The 18,466-nt window shown below is 73.1% G+C and carries 19 protein-coding genes and 1 riboswitch; of the genes, 9 read left to right on the forward strand and 10 right to left on the reverse strand.

The features are described 5' to 3' along the window. Positions 1-4: 4 nt before the first annotated feature. Positions 5-1,504: a phytoene desaturase family protein gene (locus tag ACFWVC_RS27725; RefSeq protein ID WP_384292169.1), complete on the forward strand. Its 1,500-nt coding sequence runs from the start codon at positions 5-7 to the stop codon at positions 1,502-1,504. On the opposite strand, the gene ACFWVC_RS27730 is transcribed toward ACFWVC_RS27725, so the two are convergent. The 5 genes from ACFWVC_RS27730 to ACFWVC_RS27750 all read right to left on the reverse strand — a co-directional run bounded on the left by ACFWVC_RS27730 (position 1,501) and on the right by ACFWVC_RS27750 (position 6,017). Further along, entirely contained in the window at positions 1,501-2,493 is a 993-nt protein-coding gene (locus tag ACFWVC_RS27730) for a hypothetical protein (RefSeq protein WP_384292174.1), read from the reverse strand. The two genes, ACFWVC_RS27725 and ACFWVC_RS27730, sit on opposite strands and share 4 nt — an antisense overlap. Positions 2,494-2,549: 56 nt before the next feature. Further along, positions 2,550-3,467, reverse strand: coding sequence for a methylenetetrahydrofolate reductase [NAD(P)H] (gene metF, locus ACFWVC_RS27735; protein ID WP_384292178.1), 918 nt, complete (start codon positions 3,465-3,467; stop codon positions 2,550-2,552). 135 nt (positions 3,468-3,602) lie between these two features. Beyond that, entirely contained in the window at positions 3,603-4,268 is a 666-nt protein-coding gene (gene thiE / locus ACFWVC_RS27740) for a thiamine phosphate synthase (protein WP_384292184.1), read from the reverse strand. 64 nt (positions 4,269-4,332) lie between these two features. Further along, the gene (locus tag ACFWVC_RS27745; RefSeq protein WP_384292186.1) at positions 4,333-4,698 is read right to left on the reverse strand and encodes an Rv2175c family DNA-binding protein; all 366 of its coding nucleotides are present in this window, start codon (positions 4,696-4,698) and stop codon (positions 4,333-4,335) included. Between the two features lie 107 nt (positions 4,699-4,805). Next, the gene (locus tag ACFWVC_RS27750; RefSeq protein WP_384292191.1) at positions 4,806-6,017 is read right to left on the reverse strand and encodes an NAD(P)/FAD-dependent oxidoreductase; all 1,212 of its coding nucleotides are present in this window, start codon (positions 6,015-6,017) and stop codon (positions 4,806-4,808) included. A gap of 84 nt (positions 6,018-6,101) precedes the next feature. Continuing rightward, positions 6,102-6,214: riboswitch (TPP riboswitch) on the forward strand. A gap of 5 nt (positions 6,215-6,219) precedes the next feature. Between ACFWVC_RS27750 and thiO the strand changes: the two genes are divergently transcribed. The 6 genes from thiO (at position 6,220) to ACFWVC_RS27780 (ending at position 11,936) form a co-directional block, all read left to right on the forward strand. Next, positions 6,220-7,377 carry a glycine oxidase ThiO gene (gene thiO / locus ACFWVC_RS27755; RefSeq protein WP_384292398.1) on the forward strand — a complete coding sequence of 386 codons (1,158 nt, stop codon included), beginning with the start codon at positions 6,220-6,222 and terminating at the stop codon, positions 7,375-7,377. Between the two features lie 5 nt (positions 7,378-7,382). Next, entirely contained in the window at positions 7,383-7,583 is a 201-nt protein-coding gene (gene thiS / locus ACFWVC_RS27760) for a sulfur carrier protein ThiS (protein ID WP_384292401.1), read from the forward strand. Positions 7,584-7,588: 5 nt separating this feature from the next. Continuing rightward, positions 7,589-8,389: a thiazole synthase gene (locus tag ACFWVC_RS27765; RefSeq protein WP_384292195.1), complete on the forward strand. Its 801-nt coding sequence runs from the start codon at positions 7,589-7,591 to the stop codon at positions 8,387-8,389. Positions 8,390-8,546: 157 nt separating this feature from the next. Further along, on the forward strand, positions 8,547-10,460 hold the full coding sequence (gene pknB, locus ACFWVC_RS27770; protein ID WP_384292199.1) for a Stk1 family PASTA domain-containing Ser/Thr kinase: 1,914 nt from the start codon (positions 8,547-8,549) through the stop codon (positions 10,458-10,460). Further along, positions 10,448-11,344: a deoxyribonuclease IV gene (locus tag ACFWVC_RS27775; RefSeq protein WP_384292204.1), complete on the forward strand. Its 897-nt coding sequence runs from the start codon at positions 10,448-10,450 to the stop codon at positions 11,342-11,344. The genes pknB and ACFWVC_RS27775 overlap by 13 nt, the downstream gene beginning before the upstream one ends. A gap of 94 nt (positions 11,345-11,438) precedes the next feature. After that, the gene (locus ACFWVC_RS27780) at positions 11,439-11,936 is read left to right on the forward strand and encodes a DUF4396 domain-containing protein (protein WP_384292206.1); all 498 of its coding nucleotides are present in this window, start codon (positions 11,439-11,441) and stop codon (positions 11,934-11,936) included. A 16-nt stretch (positions 11,937-11,952) separates the two neighbouring features. Here the strand turns inward: ACFWVC_RS27780 and ACFWVC_RS27785 are convergent, their stop codons facing one another. Continuing rightward, positions 11,953-12,567, reverse strand: a complete 615-nt coding sequence (locus ACFWVC_RS27785; protein ID WP_384292210.1) for a sulfite oxidase-like oxidoreductase — start codon at positions 12,565-12,567, stop codon at positions 11,953-11,955. Between the two features lie 179 nt (positions 12,568-12,746). On the opposite strand from ACFWVC_RS27785, the gene bfr reads away from it, so the two are divergent. Continuing rightward, positions 12,747-13,226, forward strand: a complete 480-nt coding sequence (gene bfr, locus ACFWVC_RS27790; protein ID WP_384292213.1) for a bacterioferritin — start codon at positions 12,747-12,749, stop codon at positions 13,224-13,226. 8 nt (positions 13,227-13,234) lie between these two features. Here the strand turns inward: bfr and ACFWVC_RS27795 are convergent, their stop codons facing one another. The 3 genes from ACFWVC_RS27795 to ACFWVC_RS27805 form a co-directional block, all read right to left on the reverse strand. Then, positions 13,235-13,519, reverse strand: coding sequence for a bacterioferritin-associated ferredoxin (locus ACFWVC_RS27795; RefSeq protein WP_384292221.1), 285 nt, complete (start codon positions 13,517-13,519; stop codon positions 13,235-13,237). 166 nt (positions 13,520-13,685) lie between these two features. Continuing rightward, entirely contained in the window at positions 13,686-15,035 is a 1,350-nt protein-coding gene (locus ACFWVC_RS27800; protein ID WP_384292225.1) for a class II 3-deoxy-7-phosphoheptulonate synthase, read from the reverse strand. A 105-nt stretch (positions 15,036-15,140) separates the two neighbouring features. Then, entirely contained in the window at positions 15,141-15,647 is a 507-nt protein-coding gene (locus ACFWVC_RS27805; RefSeq protein WP_384292227.1) for a DUF1772 domain-containing protein, read from the reverse strand. Between the two features lie 306 nt (positions 15,648-15,953). Between ACFWVC_RS27805 and ACFWVC_RS27810 the strand changes: the two genes are divergently transcribed. Then, positions 15,954-17,909: an anthranilate synthase family protein gene (locus ACFWVC_RS27810; protein ID WP_384292231.1), complete on the forward strand. Its 1,956-nt coding sequence runs from the start codon at positions 15,954-15,956 to the stop codon at positions 17,907-17,909. Between the two features lie 408 nt (positions 17,910-18,317). On the opposite strand, the gene ACFWVC_RS27815 is transcribed toward ACFWVC_RS27810, so the two are convergent. Then, positions 18,318-18,449, reverse strand: coding sequence for a hypothetical protein (locus ACFWVC_RS27815; protein WP_384292233.1), 132 nt, complete (start codon positions 18,447-18,449; stop codon positions 18,318-18,320). Positions 18,450-18,466 lie beyond the last annotated feature (17 nt).

Consider the following 18,466-nt stretch of genomic DNA (forward strand, 5'->3'; position numbering starts at 1 on the left):
GCGCATGGCACGGATTGCGGTGATCGGCGCGGGTATGGGCGCCATGGCGGCCGCCGCCCGGCTCGCCACGGGCGGGCACCGGGTGGCGGTGTACGAGCGCGCCGGCACCCACGGCGGCGCCGTCCGCCGGTACGAGCGCGACGGCTTTGGGTTCGACACCGGACCGGGCCTGCTGCATCTGCCCGCGGTCTACCGGGACTTGTTCCTGAAGACCGGCAAGAAGAGCCTGGAGCAGAGCGTCGCGCTGTCCCAGGTGGACCCTGCCGGCCGTCATCTCTTCGCGGACGGCACGGACGTCGTGCTGCCGAACGCGTCGCGCGGCGGTGTGGTGGCCGCGCTGGACGCCGCCTTGGGCGAGGGCGCCGGCGAGCGCTGGAGCGAACTGCTGGTGCGCGCCCGCGACGTGTGGGACGCCACCCGCCGGCCCCTGCTGGAGGACGCGCTCGCCGCCGACCCGGCCGCGCTCGGCCGCGACCCGTACCCCGCGGGGCCGGTCCGCCGCGGTCTGTTCCGGCGGGGCGCGCCGACGCTGGCCGAGGCCGCCGCACGCGAGCTGCGCGACCCGAGGCTCGCCGGTCTGCTCGGCTCCTACGCCCTGGCTTACGGCTTCGACCCGCGGACGGCGCCGGCGAGCGCCGCCGTGCTGCCGTACATCGAGCAGACCTTCGGCTCCTGGTACGTGCGCGGCGGCATGCGCGCGCTGGCGGACGCCGTGTACGAGCGGTGCCTGGAGCGGCGCGTGGAGTTCCACTTCGGCGCGGAGGTGACGGCGGTCGTGGAGAAGGACGGCCGTGCCGCCGGGCTCGAACTCGCCGACGGCACAAAGGTGGAGGCCGACCAGCTCGTGGCAGGGGTCGCGCCCCGGGTGCTGTCCACGCTGCTGCACGGCGCCGGGAGCCCGGCTCTGCCCGGCCTGGACGGGGAGGGCCCTGGACGGCTGACGGTGTGCCTCGCTCTGCGCGGTGCCCGGCCGGCCGGCACCCCGCACCGCACGGTCGTCCACGCCCCCGATCAGACCGCGGAGGCGGCGGCGCTGGCCCGTGGGGAGCTGCACGAGCGGATGACCGTCACCGTGCTGCGGCCCGACGACGACACCCTGCGCCCGGACGAGCGGTCGGAGGCGGTCACCGTCAGCGTGACCGCGCCGCCGCAGGGCGCACACGGACTGGACTGGAACGCCCCCGGGCTCGCGGACACGTACGCGGACGCGGCGCTGGCGGCGGCCTCGGCGGCCCTGCCGGACCTCCCGGACCGGCTGCTGTGGCGCGCGGTGCACACCCCGGCCGACACCGAGCGCGAGACGGGCCTCGTGGGCGGTCGGCTTCCCCGCCCCGCCCTGGCCGGCGCCGGCGGGGCGCACCTCCACCCGGACAACCGCACCCCGGTCCCCGGCCTCCACCTCGTCGGCGGCTGGTCCCACCCCGGCGGCGGGCTCGCGCACACCGGCATGTCCGGCGCCATCACCGCCGACCTGATCGCGGGCGGTCCCGGCGGCAGCCGTTAGTTGTAGCGATAGGGGTCGTACGGGTCGTACTGGCCCTGCTGCGGCTGCTGCTGCTCCTGCGGCTGCTGCTGCTGGTCGTACGAGTTCTGCTGCTGCGGGATGTACGGCTGCTGCTCGCCGCCCTGCTGCGGCACCCAGACGCCGCCCGCGGGCGTGTCGTACCCGTATCCCTGCTGCGGGGCCCCCGTGCCCTGTCCGGTGCCCTGTCCCTGCTGGTAGGGGTCCTGGTAGCCGCCGTAGGTGCCGTACGCCTGCTGGGTCTCCCAGCCGCCGGTCTGCTGCGGCTGGCCGTACGCGTCGTACGAGGCCGCGGCGGGCTGCTGCTGCGCGCCGTTGTTCCAGTCGCCGTAGCCGGTGGTGCCGTAGCCCTCGTAGCCGCCACTGGTGTAGGGGTCGGGGGTGTAGCCGGGCTGCCCGCCGTACATCGGGTACTCGCCGCTGTCCTCGTGCATGGGCATGGGCTGGTAGACCTGCGTGGAGTCCATGCCGTGCGCCTCCGGCACCAGGCCGGCGCCCTGGGGGCCCGCGTAGGCATCGTACGACTGCCCGACGTTCACGCCCTCCGGCACGGCGGCGCCGTGCTCCTCGGCCGGTCCCTGCGCCGGCGACTCGCCGCCGTAGCCCTCGACCGCCTCTTCGCGCGCGACCCGGCCGCGGCGTCCGCCGGCACGCCGCGAGGCCGACGCGGGCTCGTCGTCCTCGTCACCGTCTTCGGCGTCATCGCCGTCGTCCTTGGGGGCGTTGAGGGCCCAGCCCTCGACGAAGCCCCGCCGGTAGGAGAGCGTGACGAAGGTCTGACCGGTACCGAAGGCCACCGCGCCAAGGACGATGACGACGACGGACGGCAGGTAGACGCCGAGGACGACGCCCATGAATCCCGCGAAGGCGAGCAGCCGCCACCTCAGCCGGGCCTTGTACTGGAGCAGCACTTCGCCGAGCAGCCACAGCGCGACCACGCCGAAGGCGATGTAGAGCACTGTGTAGGCCATGAGAGCACTTCCTCACCGTTCACCGTCGTCGGCCCACCGGGGCGGCGGCTCCGCCCTCACGACCTCTGGTGCAGTCCCAGATTCTCGTAGATTTCCAACGACGCCGTGGAGTGATTAAGGGTAATGAAGTGCAGCCCGGGAATGTCCTCGGCCATCAGCCGCCTGCACATCTCCGTCGCGTACTCGACCCCGATCGCCCGCACCGCGGCCGGATCGTCCTTGACGGCGAGGATACGGTCCGCGAGCTCCGGCGGGAAAGGCGCGTTGCCGAGCTGGGCGAAGCGCTCGATCTGCCGCACGTTCGTGACCGGCATGATCTCGGGAATGATGGGCGTCTCGCAACCGGCCTTCCCGACCCGGTCACGCAGTCGCAGGTAGTCCTCGGCGTCGAAGAACATCTGGGTGATGGCGTAGTCGGCGCCCGCACGGCACTTCGCGACGAAGTGACGGGTATCACTCTCCCAGTCGGTCGAGCGGGGGTGCATCTCCGTGAAGGCCGCGACACCGACACAGAAGTCGCCCGACTCCTTGATGAGCCGGACGAGTTCGTAGGCGTAGCCGACTCCCTCGGGGTGCCGCTCCCACTCCGCCAGCGGGTCGCCGGGCGGGTCGCCGCGCAGCGCGAGCATGTTGCGGATCCCGGCGTCGGCGTACTGGCCGATGATGTTGCGCAGCTCGGCGATGGAGTGGTCGACCGCGGTCAGGTGGGCGACGGGGGTGAGGGTGGTGTCGGAGGCGATGCGCTCGGTCGCCCGGACGGTGCCCGAGCGGGACGTGCCGCCCGCGCCGTAGGTGACGGAGACGAAGGTGGGGCCCACCGCCTCGATGCGGCGGATCGCGTCCCACAGCGTCCGCTCACCCTTCTCGGTCCTCGGTGCCATGAACTCGAAGGAGTAGGAACGCTGGCCGGAGGCCAGCAGCTCACGAATGGTGACCGCGTGATCGGTCCTGGTGGAAGCGGTGCCGAGGGCCATGCGCCTCAGGCTAGCCGTGGAGGCCGGAGGGCCCCAACAGGGCACAGGGAAATGTTCACTCCCTGGACATGAGACGCTCGCCCGACGAGACGCCCGCCATCCGGGGGCCACCGGACGGCGCGGGCGGCACTGGGTTCAGGAGGTGTACGAGCGGACCCGCTTGGCGAGCTCCGCGGCGGCCGAGCCGGGGTCCTCGGCCTCGGTGACGGCCCGTACGACGACGATCCGCCGGGCCCCCGCGTCCAGCACCTGCTCGACGTTCTCCGGGCCGATGCCGCCGATCGCGAACCACGGCCGGTCCGTACCGAGCCCCGCCGCGTACCGGACGAGGCCGAGCCCCGGCGCGGGGCGGCCCGGCTTGGTCGGGGTGGGCCACACCGGCCCGGTGCAGAAGTAGTCCGCACCGGGCTCCACGGCGGCCGCGGCCGCCTCGGGCTCGGAGTGGCACGACCGTCCGATGACCGGGGACTCCCCGCCCGAGCCGAGGATCGCCCGCGCGGCCCGGACCGGCAGGTCCCCCTGCCCCAGGTGCAGCACGTCGGCACCGGCCGCGTGTGCCACATCCGCGCGGTCGTTCACCGCGAGCAGCGCGCCGTGCCGCCGGCACGCGTCACCGAGGACCGCGAGGTACTCCAGCTCCTCGCGGGCCTCGATGCCCTTGTCGCGCAGTTGCACGATGTCGACCCCGGAGGCCAGCACGGCGTCCGCGAACGCGGCGAACTCCTCGATGCCGCCCTGGCGCCGGCGGGCGTCGGTGCACAGGTAGAGACGGGCGTCGGCGAGCCGCGCGCGGATGCTCATGCGGTGGGGTCCCCCTCGGGTGCGGTACGGGCGGCGCCCGCGGTGGTTGCGGCGGTCGGAGGGCTCAGACGGCCAGCGCCTGGGCCCGGCGCTTCACCTCGGTCCCGCGGTTCTCGCGCAGCGCCTGCACCGGAGTGCCGGGCAGGCTCTCGTCCGGGGTGAACAGCCATTCCAGGGCTTCCTCGTCGCTGAACCCGTCGTCCTTGAGCAGGTTGAGCGTGCCGGCGAGGCCTTTGACGATCTTCCCGTCGCCGACGAAGTCGGCGGGGACCATGAGCACCCTGTTCTCCCCGCGGCGCACCGCGATGAGCTGCCCTTCCTTGATCAGCTGGCGGACCCGGGTCACCTCCACTTCGAGGTGCTCGGCGATGTCGGGGACGTTCAGCCAGGAGGGTACGAGGGCTTCAATCTTTGCGTCGATCTCGGTCACAGGACAAGCGTGCCATCCCGGACCCCTACCGCGGTACTCGTGGCGTCCACCAGGGGCATGGGGGGCGTTCCGGAAGGCGGTCCGGAACGCACCTGCCGCCATGCGCCTCAGACGACGGCGGTCCGGAGCTGCACGGCGGGATCGGCCACCAGGTTCCGGTCGACGCGGGCCTCCCGGGCGATCAGCTTGCGGGCCTGGGCCAGGTCGCGCGGACGGCCCACGGCGAACAGCGCGACGAGCACACCGTCGCGCAGCCAGAGCACGGACCAGGCGGGGCCGTCCGGGTCGCCCCGCAGCAGCATCTCGTCGGAGTCGACGTGGTGCCCCGCGTACTGGACGAAGCGCCCGAACTGCTCGGACCAGAAGTAGGGGACGGGGTCGTAGACCTCGTCCCCGCCCAGGATGTTGGCGGCCGCGGTGCGCGGTCCCTGGATCGCGTTGTCCCAGTGGTGGATCAGCAGCCGCTGCCCGTACCGGGCGGAGGGGAAGGAGGCGCAGTCCCCGACGGCGTACACGTCGGGCACAGAGGTACGCAGCCGGTCGTCGGCGAGGACCGCCAGGTCCGGGCCCAGCTCGACGCCGGAGCCGGCCAGCCAGCCCGTCGCGGGCCGGGCGCCGATGCCGACGACGACGGCCTCCGCGGCGATCGCACTGCCGTCGGCCAGCCGCACCACACCCGGCTCGACCGCGGCGACGGTGGCGCCCGTGCGCAGTTCGACGTCCGCCTCCGCGTACCAGCCGCGCATCCGCTCGGCGATCCGCTCCGGCAGCACGCCCGCCAGGGGCCGGTCGGCGGCCTCGACGACGGTCACCGCGCAGCCCGCGTGCCGGGCGGCGGTGGCGAACTCGGCGCCGATCCAGCCCGCGCCCACCACGACGACGGTGCTTTGCGCCTCCAGCACGGGCCGCAGCCGCGCGGCGTCGTCCAGGGTGCGCAGCACGTGCACGCCGGGCACACCCGCGCTGCCGGGCAGTGTCACCGGTTCGGCGCCGCTGGCCAGGACGAGCTTGTCGTACCCCACCGGGCCCGCGTCGGTGAGCAGTTGGCGCTCGGCCGGGCGCAGCGCGCTCGCGTTCCGGCCGAGCAGCAGCTCGACACCGATGCCGCCGAAGTCCACGTCCAGCAGGGCACCGGGGCCCTCGTCGGCGCCGAAGAGGACGCCCTTGGACAGCGGTGGACGGTCGTACGGCGGATGCCGCTCCGCGCCGAGCAGCGTGATCGTGCCGCCCCACCCCTGCTCGCGCAGGGACACGGCGGTCTGCACCCCGGCCATCCCGGCCCCGACGACGACGGCTCGCTGCTCGCTGCTGCTGGTCACGCTGATCACCGTAGCGCCGCGCCACGCGTACCCGGGGGCACCGGCGCCCTACTCGCCCTCAGTGGTGCGTACTAAGGTGGCAGCCGAAGTACTCGCGGGAGCCCGGCGCACCGGGCTGAGAGGGCGGCTGGCCGGCCGCCGACCGTACGAACCTGATCCGGGTCATGCCGGCGAAGGGAGGAGCGGTCCATCCATGACATCCATGCAGCGTCATGACGTGTCCGACACCGTCGTCATCGGTGGCGGGATCATCGGACTGGTCACCGCCTGGAGGGCGGCCCAGCGCGGGCTGCGCACGGTGGTCGCCGATCCCGATCCGGGCGGCGGCGCCGCCTGGGTGGCGGCCGGGATGCTGGCCCCCGTCACCGAGGTGCAGTACGGCGAGCAGGCCCTGCTCGACCTCAATCTCGCCTCGGCCCGCCGCTATCCGGCGTTCGCGGCCGAGCTGGAGGAGACCACGGGTCTGGACCTCGGCTACCGGACCTGCGGCACCCTCGCCGTGGCCCTGGACGCCGACGACCGCGCCCAGCTGCGCGAACTGCACGCGTTCCAGACCTCGTTGGGCCTTCGGGCGGAGTGGCTGAGCGGACGCGAGTGCCGCCGCCTGGAGCCGATGCTCGCGCCCGGCGTGCGCGGCGGGCTGCGCGTCGACGGCGACCACCAGATCGACCCGCGGCGGCTGGTGGCGGCGCTGCTGCGGGCCTGCGAACTGTCCGGGGTGGCGTTCCGCCGCGCGACGGTGACCGGGGTGGACGTCGACGGCGACCGGGCGCGCGGGGTCGTCCTCGACGACGGAACGGTGCTGGCCGCGGGGCAGACCGTGCTGGCCGCGGGGAGCCGCAGCGGCCTGCTCGACGGGCTGCCGGAGCGCCTGCTGCCTCCGGTGCGCCCGGTGAAGGGCCAGGTCCTGCGGCTGCGGGTGCCGGAGGCGTACGCGCCCTTCCTGTCCCGCACGGTGCGGGCCGTGGTGCGCGGCGGCGATGTCTACCTCGTGCCGCGCGAGAACGGCGAACTGGTCCTCGGAGCCACCAGCGAGGAGATGGGCTGGGACACCACCGTGACGGCCGGCGGCGTGTACGAGCTGCTGCGCGACGCCCACGAGCTGGTGCCGGGCATCACCGAACTGCCGCTGGTGGAGACGGTCGCGGGGCTGCGCCCCGGCTCCCCCGACAACGCGCCGCTGCTGGGCCGCAGCGCGCTGGAGGGCCTGCTCATGGCCACCGGCCACCACCGCAACGGCGTGCTGCTCACCCCGCTCACCGGCGACGTGATGGCCGAGGTGCTGACGGGCGGGGAACCGCCCGAGGTGGCGCGCCCCTTCTCCCCCGGCCGATTCACACCTCAGGAGCAGTACGCATGACCGCGATGACCGTCTCCGTCAACGGCGAGCCGCACGAGGTGACGCCCGGCCTCACCCTCGACCGGCTGGTCGCCGGGCTCACCGCCGCCTCCTCCGGTGTCGCCGCCGCGCTCAACGAGACCGTGGTGCCGCGCGGGCAGTGGCCCGCCACCGCGCTGAGCGACGGCGACCGCGTCGAGGTCCTGACCGCGGTACAGGGAGGCTGACCCGCATGGCCGACGACCCGCTGACCATCGCCGGAACGGACTTCGGCTCCCGCCTGATCATGGGGACCGGCGGCGCGCCGAGCCTGGAGATCCTGGAACAGGCGCTGCTCGCCTCCGGCACCGAGCTCACCACGGTCGCCATGCGGCGGCTCGACCCCACCGTCAAGGGCTCCGTGCTGTCGGTGCTGGCCCGCCACGGCGTCCGCGCCCTGCCCAACACCGCCGGCTGCCGGACGGCCGGCGAGGCCGTCCTCACGGCCCGGCTGGCCCGGGAGGCGCTGGGCACGGACTGGGTGAAGCTGGAGGTGATCGCGGACGAGCGCACGCTGCTGCCCGATCCGGTCGAGCTGCTGGACGCGGCCGAGACCCTGGTCGACGACGGCTTCACGGTGCTGCCGTACACCAACGACGACCCGGTGCTGGCCCGCCGGCTGGAGGACCTCGGCTGCGCCGCGGTCATGCCGCTGGGGTCGCCCATCGGCTCCGGGCTCGGCATCCGCAACCCGCACAATTTCGAGCTGATCGTGGAGCGGGCCTCCGTGCCGGTGATCCTCGACGCGGGAGCGGGCACGGCGTCCGACGCGGCCTTCGCGATGGAGCTGGGGTGCGCCGCCGTCATGCTCGCCTCCGCGGTCACCCGGGCCCGGGAGCCGGTCCTCATGGCCGAAGCCATGCGCCATGCCGTGGCGGCCGGCCGCCTCGCCCACCGCGCCGGGCGCATCCCGCGGCGCCGGCACGCGCTGGCCTCCTCGCCGGCCGAGGGTGTCGCGGCCTTCGACCCGGAGCGGCCCGCCTTCGGCGGCTGAGCCGTGCTGCGGCGCCGCCGGGGTGTCGTGCGGCGGTCCGGCAGGCGACCGGTGGCCCACGTCACGGTTTCATGTCGGTACCGCACGGCCGCGACACAACGTTGCCGCGTTAGCCCAAGCGGGTAAGGCGAACACCGTAAACTGCACCTTTGTGGATATGGCCCTTCAAGACCCGCTGGTCGGGCGCACGCTCGACGGCCGCTACCGGGTGGAGGCCCGGATCGCGGTCGGCGGGATGGCGACGGTCTACCGAGCACTGGACACCCGCCTGGACCGTGTGCTCGCGCTGAAGGTGATGCACCCGGCGCTGGCGACCGAGTACGGCTTCGTGGAGCGCTTCATCCGTGAGGCGAAGTCCGTGGCGCGGCTGGACCACGCCAATGTGGTGCAGATCTACGACCAGGGCGCCGACGGCACGTATGTGTACCTCGCGATGGAGTACATCGCCGGCTGCACGCTCCGCGACCTGCTGCGCGAGAGGGGCGCGCTGCCGCCCCGGGCGGCGCTGGACATCCTCGAACCCGTGCTGGCAGCCCTCGGCGCGGCGCACCGCGCGGGCCTGGTGCACCGCGACATGAAGCCGGAGAACGTCCTCATCGGCGACGACGGCCGGGTGAAGGTGGCGGACTTCGGCCTGGTCAGGGCCGTGGGCGCGCACACCACGACGACCTCGACCACCGGCGTCGTGCTGGGCACCGTGTCGTACATGGCGCCGGAGCAGATCGAGAGCGGCACGACCGACCCGCGCAGCGATGTGTACGCGTGCGGGGTGCTCCTCTACGAAATGCTCACCGGCGGCAAGCCCCGTGCGGGCGGCACCCCGATGCAGGTGATCTACCAGCACCTGAACGAGGACATCCCCGCGCCCTCGGCCACCGTGCCGTCACTCGCGCCGCGGCTGGACGCCCTCGTGGCGAGCGCGGCGGCCCGCGAGCCCGCGCGGCGTCCCGCGGACGCGGTGGAGCTGCTGGCCCGGCTGCACGCGACGCGCGCCGCCCTGAGCCCGGCGCAGCTGGACGCCGTACCGCCCACGGCGCACGCGCCCGAGCCGCCGGCCGCGCCGCGGGCGGCCGGGGCGGAGGAGGCGACCGCCGTGGTGCACCGCACGACACGGCTGGAGATGCCGCCGGAGCCGACGCGGCGGCGGCCCGCCCCCGGGCGCGGGCACGCGGCCCCCGAGGGCTCCCGGCTGCGGGCCCGGCCGGGCATGATCGCCGTGGTGGTCGCCCTGCTGCTGATCGCCGGCATCGGCGCGGGCGTCTGGTACATCAACGACGGCCAGTTCACCAGGACCCCCGCGGTGCTGGACCTGGCGCGGGCGGACGCCGAGCAGAAGCTGCGCGCGGCCGGGCTCGAGGTCGAGGTCGTCGAGGCCTTCGACGCGGCCACCCCCAAGGGCAGGGTCACCGGCACCGACCCGGGCCCGGGCACGCGCATCCGCGACGACGGCACGGTCACGATCACCGTCTCCAAGGGCCCGGCGCGGGTGAAGGTGCCGGATGTGACGGGCAAGTCGCTCGGCCGCGCCCGGCAGGACCTGACCTCGGCCGGCCTGACGGCGGGCCGGGTGACCCGGGAGTTCAGCGACGAGGTCGCGCAGGGCGACGTGATCTCCACCGATCCGGGCAGCGGGACGACCCGCAAGCCGGACTCCGCGGTGGCGCTCGTGGTCAGCAAGGGCGCTCCGGTCGACGTGCCCGACGTCGTCGGCGCGTCGCTGGAGGACGGCCGCAGGGAGTTGCAGGAGGCCGGGCTGCGGGTCAAGGTCGCGCCGAAGCGGGTCTTCTCCGACCAGGCCGACGAGGGCGGGATCGCCGCGCAGAGCCCGGACGGGGGGCGGCAGCTCGCGGCAGGCGACACGGTCACGCTGACCGTGTCCAAGGGCCAGCAGATGGTCGAGGTGCCGGACGTCGGGGGCAAGGACGTCGACACGGCCCGGGCGGAGCTGGAGGCCGCCGGGTTCGACGTACGAGTGATCCAGTTCTTCTTCACGGGCGAGGTCAGCAACCAGTCCCCCGCCGCCGGCGGCGAGGCACCGAAGGGGAGCACGATCACACTGTGGGTGCGCTGAGCGATTCCCGTGCACCCGCCGTCGTGCGCAATCCGGTCGGCGCCCATGTGCCGGTCGCCGGGGGCCTGGCCGCCACGGGCCTGGCGGCGGCCGCGCGGGTGGGCGCGGAGGCCGTGCAGGTCTTCGTCGCCAACCCGCGCGGCTGGGCCACCCCGGCGGGCGACCCCCGGCAGGACGAGCGGTTCCGCGAGCGCTGCGCCGCGGACGGGATCCCGGCCTATGTGCACGCCCCCTACCTGATCAACTTCGGTTCGCACACCGCCGCGACCGTCGACCACTCGGTGGACTCCCTGCGGCACTCGCTGCGCCGGGGCCGGGACATCGGGGCACTGGGCACCGTCGTGCACACCGGTTCCGCGACCGGCGGACGCGGCCGGGAGACGGCTCTGGCGCAGGTGCGGGAGCGGATGCTGCCGCTGCTGGACGAACTCACGCACGAGGACGACCCCTGGCTGCTCCTGGAGCCCACCGCGGGACAGGGCTTCTCGCTGTGCGCCCTGGTCGAGGATCTGAGCCCGTACTTCGACGCACTCGACCACCACCCGCGCCTCGGCGTCTGCCTGGACACCTGCCATGTCTTCGCCGCCGGGCACGACCTGGCGGCGGCCGGCGGCGTGAAGGCGGTGCTGGACGAGCTGGTCGCCACGGTCGGCCCGGGCCGGCTGCGGCTGATCCACGCCAATGACTCCAAGGACGTCGTCGGCGCGCACAAGGACCGTCACGAGAACATCGGCGCCGGCCACATCGGCGCCGCGGCCTTCGCGGAGCTGTTCCGCCACCCCGCGGCCGCCGGTGTCCCGCTGATCGTGGAGACGCCGGACGGCCCCGACAAGACGGGGATGACGCGGGACGTGGCCACGCTGCAGGCGCTCAGGGACGCGTGACGCCCGTTTTCGGGAATACCCCGTGGGGGTATCTTGCTGGATACGGGCGAGCGGGATTCCCGCCCATCGGACGCGCAGATGAGGGAGATGCACCATGCAGCACCTCGATCACGCACACGAGCCGCGGACCCCAGCCGGGCACCACCACCCCGCGGCCCCGTCGGGCTGGCCCGACGCCGTGCGGGCGACGCTGCACTGCCTGACGGGCTGTGCCATCGGCGAGATCCTCGGCATGGCCGTCGGCACCGCGCTCGGCTGGCACAACGTGCCGACCATGATCCTCGCCATCGTGCTGGCCTTCGTCTTCGGCTACTCGCTCACGATGCGCGGGGTGCTGCGGGCCGGAGTGGACTTCCGTACGGCCGTGCGGGTGGCGCTCGCCGCCGACACCGTCTCGATCGTCTTCATGGAGATCGCGGACAACGCGACGATCGCCGTCTTCCCGGGCGCCATGGACGCGACCCTCGCCGACGCGCTCTTCTGGATCAGCCTCGCGCTGTCCTTCGTGGTGGCGTTCCTGGTCACCACGCCCGTCAACAAGTGGATGCTCGGCCGCGGCAAGGGACACGCGGTCGTCCACGGCTACCACTGAGCACCGGGGCGGGACGCTAGAGCTCCGGGCCGTCGCCGGGCTCCTCCTGGTACGAGTAGCGCTGCTCGGACCAGGGGTCGCCGACGTTGTGGTAGCCGCGCTCCTCCCAGAAGCCGCGGCGGTCGGCGGTCATGTACTCCACGCCCCTGACCCACTTGGGGCCCTTCCAGGCGTAGAGGTGGGGCACGACCAGCCGGGCCGGGAAGCCGTGCTCGGCGGTCAGCGGCTCACCGCCGCGGTGGGTCGCGAATATGGACGTGCCGGCGGCGAAGTCCGACAGCCGCAGGTTGGAGCTGAAGCCGTACTCGGCCCACACCATCACATGCGTGACCCCGGGGGCGGGCGGCGCGAGCCGCAGCATCTCCGCGGCGGTGACGCCGCCCCACTCGACACCCAGCATGCTGAACTTGGTGACGCAGTGGAAATCGGCCATGACCGTCGCGTACGGCAGCGCCGAGAACTCCTCGTGGTTCCAGGAGTGCTTGCCGCCGTCGGCCGTGGCGCCGAAGACCTGGAAGTCCCAGCGGTCGGGCTTGAACCTCGGCACCGGACCGTAGTGGGTGACCGGCCAGCCCCGCTGGAGCCGCTGCCCCGGAGGAAGCTCTCCTTCGTGGCGTTCCGACTGACCCATGCATCCATGGTGACAGACCGGATGCAGTGCTACCGACCAGCCATGGGGCAGGCCTCTGCATATCCGGCAATCCAAATGATCCGGATCAAGAGGGTAAGTGTGGACTTACTGGATCACCCCCGCCGCCGGTGCGAGGATGCGCGCATCGTGTCGATTACTCCGGAAAGGACGGGTTTGCCATGCAAGGCGATCCCGAGGTCATCGAGTTCCTGAACGAGCAGCTGACGGGCGAGCTCACGGCCATCAACCAGTACTTCCTGCACGCCAAGATGCAGGAGAACTTCGGCTGGACGAAGCTCGCCAAGTACACGCGGCACGAGTCGTTCGACGAGATGAAGCACGCCGAGGTGCTGACGGACCGCATCCTGTTCCTGGAAGGCCTGCCCAACTACCAGCGGCTCTTCCATGTGCGCGTGGGACAGACCGTCACGGAGATGTTCCAGGCCGACCGCCAGGTCGAGGTGGAGGCGATCGACCGGCTCCGGCGCGGCATCGAGATCATGCGGGCCAAGGGGGACATCACCTCGGCCAACATCTTCGAGGACATCCTCGCCGACGAGGAGCACCACATCGACTACCTCGACACGCAGCTCGAACTCATCGAGAAGCTCGGGGAGCCGCTGTACCTCGCCCAGGTCATCGAGCAGCCGGACAGCTGAACCGTCCGTCAGGCGGCGCTCGCCGCGGCCGGCACCACCGCGGGCACGGGCGGCGTGGCCGGCAGGGCGGCGGGACGCGGCGCGGGGGACGGCACGGAGGCCACGGCGGCAGTCACGCCACGGCCAGCCCAGGTATCGCCGCGGCCGAGAAGCGCCTGGATACGGCGCACGCAGGAGCCGCAGTCGGTGCCCGCCTTGCAGGCGGAGGCTATCTGGCGCGGAGTGCAGCGGCCGGCGTCCGCATGCTGCTTGACCTGTTCTTCTGTGATGCCGAAGCATGAGCACACGTACATGCGGTTTCACCCCGCTTCTCGGTTCCGGCTGAGGTTAACCTAACCTTACCCGGCCGCTGAGTGGCTGAAAACCGTCGAGGGGCGCGGATCGATGTGATCCGCGCCCCTTCGCGTGTGCGCCCGCAGGCGGCGGGCTGCCGGGTTACTCGGTTACCGGCTTGCCGGGTTACTGCCCGCGGTACATCTCGGCCACGAGGAAGGCCAGGTCGAGCGACTGGCTGCGGTTGAGCCGCGGGTCGCAGGCCGTCTCGTAGCGCTGGTGCAGGTCGTCGACGAAGATCTCGTCGCCGCCGCCGACGCACTCGGTCACGTCCTCACCGGTCAGCTCGACGTGGATGCCGCCGGGGTGGGTGCCGAGGCCGTGGTGCACCTCGAAGAAGCCCTTGACCTCGTCCAGGACGTCGTCGAAGCGGCGGGTCTTGTGGCCGGAAGCCGCCTCGAAGGTGTTGCCGTGCATCGGGTCGCACACCCACGCCACCTGGGCGCCGGAGGCGGTGACCTTCTCCACCAGGTTCGGCAGCAGATCGCGCACCTTGCCCGCGCCCATGCGCGTGATGAAGGTCAGCCGGCCCGGCTCACGGTCCGGGTCCAGCCGGTCGATCAGCGCCAGCGCTTCCTCGGGGGTGGTCGTCGGGCCGAGCTTCACACCGAGCGGGTTGCGGATCCGGGACGCGAACTCGATGTGCGCGTGGTCCATCTGCCGGGTGCGCTCGCCGATCCACACCATGTGGGCGGAGACGTCGTACAGCCGGCCGGTCCGCGAGTCGACGCGGGTCAGGGCGCTCTCGTAGTCGAGCAGCAGCGCCTCGTGGGAGGAGAAGAACTCGACGGTCTTGAACTCCTCCGGGTCCGTGCCGCAGGCGTGCATGAAGTTCAGCGCGCGGTCGATCTCCCGGGCCAGCGCCTCGTAACGCTGCCCGGACGGCGAGGACTTGACGAAGTCCTGGTTCCAGGCGTGCACCTGGCGCAGGTCCGCGTAGCCGCCGGTGGTGAAGGCACGCACCAGGTTCAGCGTGGCCGAGGACGCGTGGTACATCCGCTTCAGCCGGTCCGGGTCCGGCACCCGGGACGCCTCGGTGAAGTCGAAGCCGTTGACCGAGTCACCGCGGTAGGTGGGCAGGGTCACCCCGTCGCGGGTCTCCGTCGGCTTGGAGCGCGGCTTGCTGTACTGGCCGGCGATCCGGCCCACCTTCACGACCGGCACGGAGGCGGCGTAGGTGAGCACCGCGCCCATCTGGAGCAGCGTCTTGAGCTTGCTGCGGATCTGGTCGGCGCCGATGTGGTCGAAGGCCTCGGCGCAGTCGCCGCCCTGGAGCAGGAACGCCTCACCACGGGCCACCGCCCCCATGCGGTCGCGCAGCTGGTCGCACTCGCCGGCGAAGACGAGGGGGGGATACGACTCGAGTTCCGCGATCACTCGGCTCAGCGCCTCGGTGTCGGGGTACTCGGGCTGCTGGGCCGCGGGCAGAGAGCGCCAGGTGTTGCGCCCGGCGAGGGAATCAGCGTTCACGGTCACGCACCCCACATTACGTGGTTGCGTCCGGTGCCCCGTGCATCCGACCAGTGATTGAGACGGCGATTCCACATCCCGTCAAGGCGGTCGGGGTCCGGCGGGTCCGGGTCAGGACCCGGCCGCGCCGGCCCGGCCGCTGAGGACGAGCGCCCAGCCGAGGCAGGCCAGGGCGCCGGTGCACAGCAGGGTGCGCACCACGTTCCAGCGCACCCAGGCGGCCTCGAAGCGGTCGCGGACGGCGGCGAGGTCGGCGGCGGCGTGCGGCGGCCCCGCGGCGTCCAGCCGGTCGTTGAGCGGGATGCTGACGGCGAAGGTGACGACGAGGACGAGCAGGTAGCAGACCGTGCCGGCGACCACCCAGGGCAGGACGGTCCGCGCGCCGTCGCGGACGCAGAGCACGACGCCTGTGGCGCCGAGCAGGAGGGCGCCCGCGAAGACGAGCAGGAACCAGCCGTTCTGGATGGCCGCGTTGATCCGCTGCATGGCGTCGACCAGAGTGCGGTCGCCGGTCCGGGCGAGTCCGGGCATGACGGCGACGGAGAAGGCGAAGAAGAGACCGGCCATCAGGCCGGTGGCGACCGTAGCCGCCGCGAGGACTGCGTCTCGGGATGTCATGGACACCAGTGAAGGGCCGCGCGGCGAGACGGAACATGGCCGGAAGGCTCGGTCCCATACGTGAGCGTCCACAGGGCGCGGCAGCGGGCGTCGCGGCGGCGGAATGCGTTATCGTGATCACATGTACGCACAGCAGACGCACCTGCAGTGGTGGTGGACCGCGGATCCGGCGGCCCACTAGCAGCGCGTACACACACGCAGACTGACGAAGAGGCCGCCCGAAGGGCGGCCTTCGGTGTTCCTGCGGCCGTCCCTTCCCCCCGGTGGTCCCCCTGACGGACGACCGGACGATCGGAAGGAACCGTCGTGGACGACGAGAAGAACCCGCTTTCCGCCGCAGCGCTCGTGGAGCGCCTGCTGGACCCGGCATGCCCGCCGTTCGCGCTGGTCCGGCGCAGGACGCCGGGGCGTGACGCGGACACGGTCGAGATCCTGATCGGCCCGGTGTCCACGGTGGAGCGGCTGACGGACATCGCGCTGCCGAAGGGGGCGCCGGAGGGCGGACTGCCGGTCGCCGACGCCTTGGCGCTGGTCCCGTTCCGGCAGATCCGGGAGCGCGGTTTCGAGGCGCGGGACGACGGGACGCCGCTGGTGGTCCTGCACCCGCGGGAGGCGTACGAGATCCCGCTGCCGGAGATGGAGCAGGCGCTGCCCGGCCACAAGGTGCATGTGGAGCACGGCGGCTTCGACGTGGACGACGACACCTACGCCGGGATCGTGGAGCGGGTGATCGAGGACGAGATCGGCCGCGGCGAGGGCGCGAACTTCGTGATCCGGCGGACCTTCCGCGGACAGATCCCGGACTTCTCCGCGGCGGACGCGCTCGCGCTGTTCCGGCGGCTGCTGGACGGCGAGCGCGGCGCGTACTGGACGTTCGTGGTGCACACGCCTGAGCGGACCCTGGTCGGCGCGAGCCCGGAGGTGCACGTCCGCATGGCGGGCGGCACGGTCGTGATGAACCCGATCAGCGGCACCTACCGCTACCCGGCTCAGGGGCCGGACATGGACGGGCTGCTCTCCTTCCTCCGCGACGTGAAGGAGGTGGAGGAGCTGACCATGGTGGTCGACGAGGAACTGAAGATGATGTGCACCGTCGGCGACCTCGGCGGCGTCGTGGTGGGCCCGCGCCTGAAGGAGATGGCGCACCTGGCCCACACCGAGTACGAGCTGCGCGGCCGCAGCACCATGGACGTCCGCGACGTGCTGCGCGAGACGATGTTCGCGGCGACGGTCACCGGCTCGCCCGTGCAGAACGCGTGCCGGGTCATCGAACGCTACGAGCCCGGGGGCCGCGGCTACTACGCCGGCGCGCTCGCGCTGATCGGACGGGACGGCGGCGGCGTCCAGACCCTGGACTCCCCCATCCTGATCCGCACCGTGGACATCGACGGCGCGGGCGATCTGAAGGTGCCGGTGGGGGCGACGCTGGTGCGCCGCTCGGACCCGTACGGCGAGGTCGCCGAGACGCACGCGAAGGCGGCGGGCGTACTGGCGGCGCTGGGCGTGCGGCCGGGCGCGGCGCGCGAGCCGGGGGGCGGGCCGCAGCGGCGGCTCGGCGACGACACGCGGGTGCAGGCCGCGCTGGCGGGACGCCGCCGCAACCTCGCACCGTTCTGGCTGCGGATGCAGGCACCGGCGGGTGACGAGGAGCGGCCGGGGCCACTCGCCGGCCGGCACGCCTTCGTGGTCGACGGCGAGGACACCTTCACCGCGATGCTGGCGCACGTCCTGCGCTCGTCGGGGCTGGAGGTGACCGTGCGCCGCTACGACGAGCCGGGCCTGCGCGAGGCCGCCCTCGCGCACCACGGTCCGGTCGTGCTCGGCCCGGGCCCCGGCAATCCGGCGGACACCTCGGACCCCAAGATGGCGTTCCTGCGCGCCCTGGCCGCGGGCCTGGTGCGCAACCACCGGCACGGGCTGCTCGGGGTGTGCCTCGGCCATGAGCTGATCGCCGCCGAGCTGGGACTCGCCATCGCGCGCAAGGACGTGCCGTTCCAGGGCGCGCAGACGGCGGTCGACCTGTTCGGGCGCGCGGAGACGGTCGGCTTCTACAACTCCTTCACCGCGCGCTGCGACGACAGGACGGCGGAGGAGCTGGCCATGCACCGCGTCGAGCTGAGCCGCGACCCGGCCACGGGCGACGTGCACGCGATGCGCGGGCCGGGCTTCGCCGGGGTGCAGTTCCACCCCGAGTCCGTGCTCACCCTGAACGGCACGGCGATCGTGACGGAGCTGCTGGCGTCGGTGGTGGTCGCCGGCTGACGGGCGGCGGGCCGGGTCGGCAGGCACCCACCCAGCCAGCCAGCCAGCCAGCCAGCCGAACGGACGGGGTGGGCGGGGACGTCGAACGGCACACGGAGTCCGCGCACACCCGTCCCCGAGTCCTTCCTCGGCGGCGCGATCGCCGCCGGGGCCACGGACGTCCGGTGCCAGGACGACGGCGGGACCATGGACCGGGCTTACATGGTCGGCTTCCGGCTGCCGCGCGACCGGCCGGGTCGCTGCTGACCACCGCGTACCCACGGCTGGACGGCACGGGCCTCTCCCCCTGTGACGCCGGCCTCTGCCTGAACGGCGGCAACGACGACGAGCGGCGGGACCCCGCGCGTGACGTACCGGGCCGACGGCACGGCGGACGTGCACATCGACGCCTACAACGTGTGAGACCCCTCAGACGGCGGCCGCGGGCAACTGGTGCGTCCGCGGGGCGGCGGCGCGGGAGCGCCGGGGGCGGGCGGGCGGGACGGGCTCGGGGGCCGGCGCCAGGGCGGGGCCGACCAGGACCAGCACGGCGGCCAGCATCTCGGGGCCGTCGGCGG

The sequence above is a fragment of the Streptomyces sp. NPDC058691 genome (assembly GCF_042714775.1).
Taxonomy (GTDB): domain Bacteria; phylum Actinomycetota; class Actinomycetes; order Streptomycetales; family Streptomycetaceae; genus Actinacidiphila.

Coding starts and splice junctions, on each gene's coding strand:
- ACFWVC_RS27725 (WP_384292169.1), top strand. CDS start 5: ATGGCACGGATTGCGGTGATCGGCGCGGGTATGGGCGCCATGGCGGCC.
- ACFWVC_RS27730 (WP_384292174.1), bottom strand. CDS start 2,493: ATGGCCTACACAGTGCTCTACATCGCCTTCGGCGTGGTCGCGCTGTGG.
- metF (WP_384292178.1), bottom strand. CDS start 3,467: ATGGCCCTCGGCACCGCTTCCACCAGGACCGATCACGCGGTCACCATT.
- thiE (WP_384292184.1), bottom strand. CDS start 4,268: ATGAGCATCCGCGCGCGGCTCGCCGACGCCCGTCTCTACCTGTGCACC.
- thiO (WP_384292398.1), top strand. CDS start 6,220: ATGCAGCGTCATGACGTGTCCGACACCGTCGTCATCGGTGGCGGGATC.
- thiS (WP_384292401.1), top strand. CDS start 7,383: ATGACCGTCTCCGTCAACGGCGAGCCGCACGAGGTGACGCCCGGCCTC.
- ACFWVC_RS27765 (WP_384292195.1), top strand. CDS start 7,589: ATGGCCGACGACCCGCTGACCATCGCCGGAACGGACTTCGGCTCCCGC.
- pknB (WP_384292199.1), top strand. CDS start 8,547: ATGGCCCTTCAAGACCCGCTGGTCGGGCGCACGCTCGACGGCCGCTAC.
- ACFWVC_RS27780 (WP_384292206.1), top strand. CDS start 11,439: ATGCAGCACCTCGATCACGCACACGAGCCGCGGACCCCAGCCGGGCAC.
- ACFWVC_RS27785 (WP_384292210.1), bottom strand. CDS start 12,567: ATGGGTCAGTCGGAACGCCACGAAGGAGAGCTTCCTCCGGGGCAGCGG.
- bfr (WP_384292213.1), top strand. CDS start 12,747: ATGCAAGGCGATCCCGAGGTCATCGAGTTCCTGAACGAGCAGCTGACG.
- ACFWVC_RS27795 (WP_384292221.1), bottom strand. CDS start 13,519: ATGTACGTGTGCTCATGCTTCGGCATCACAGAAGAACAGGTCAAGCAG.
- ACFWVC_RS27805 (WP_384292227.1), bottom strand. CDS start 15,647: ATGACATCCCGAGACGCAGTCCTCGCGGCGGCTACGGTCGCCACCGGC.
- ACFWVC_RS27815 (WP_384292233.1), bottom strand. CDS start 18,449: ATGCTGGCCGCCGTGCTGGTCCTGGTCGGCCCCGCCCTGGCGCCGGCC.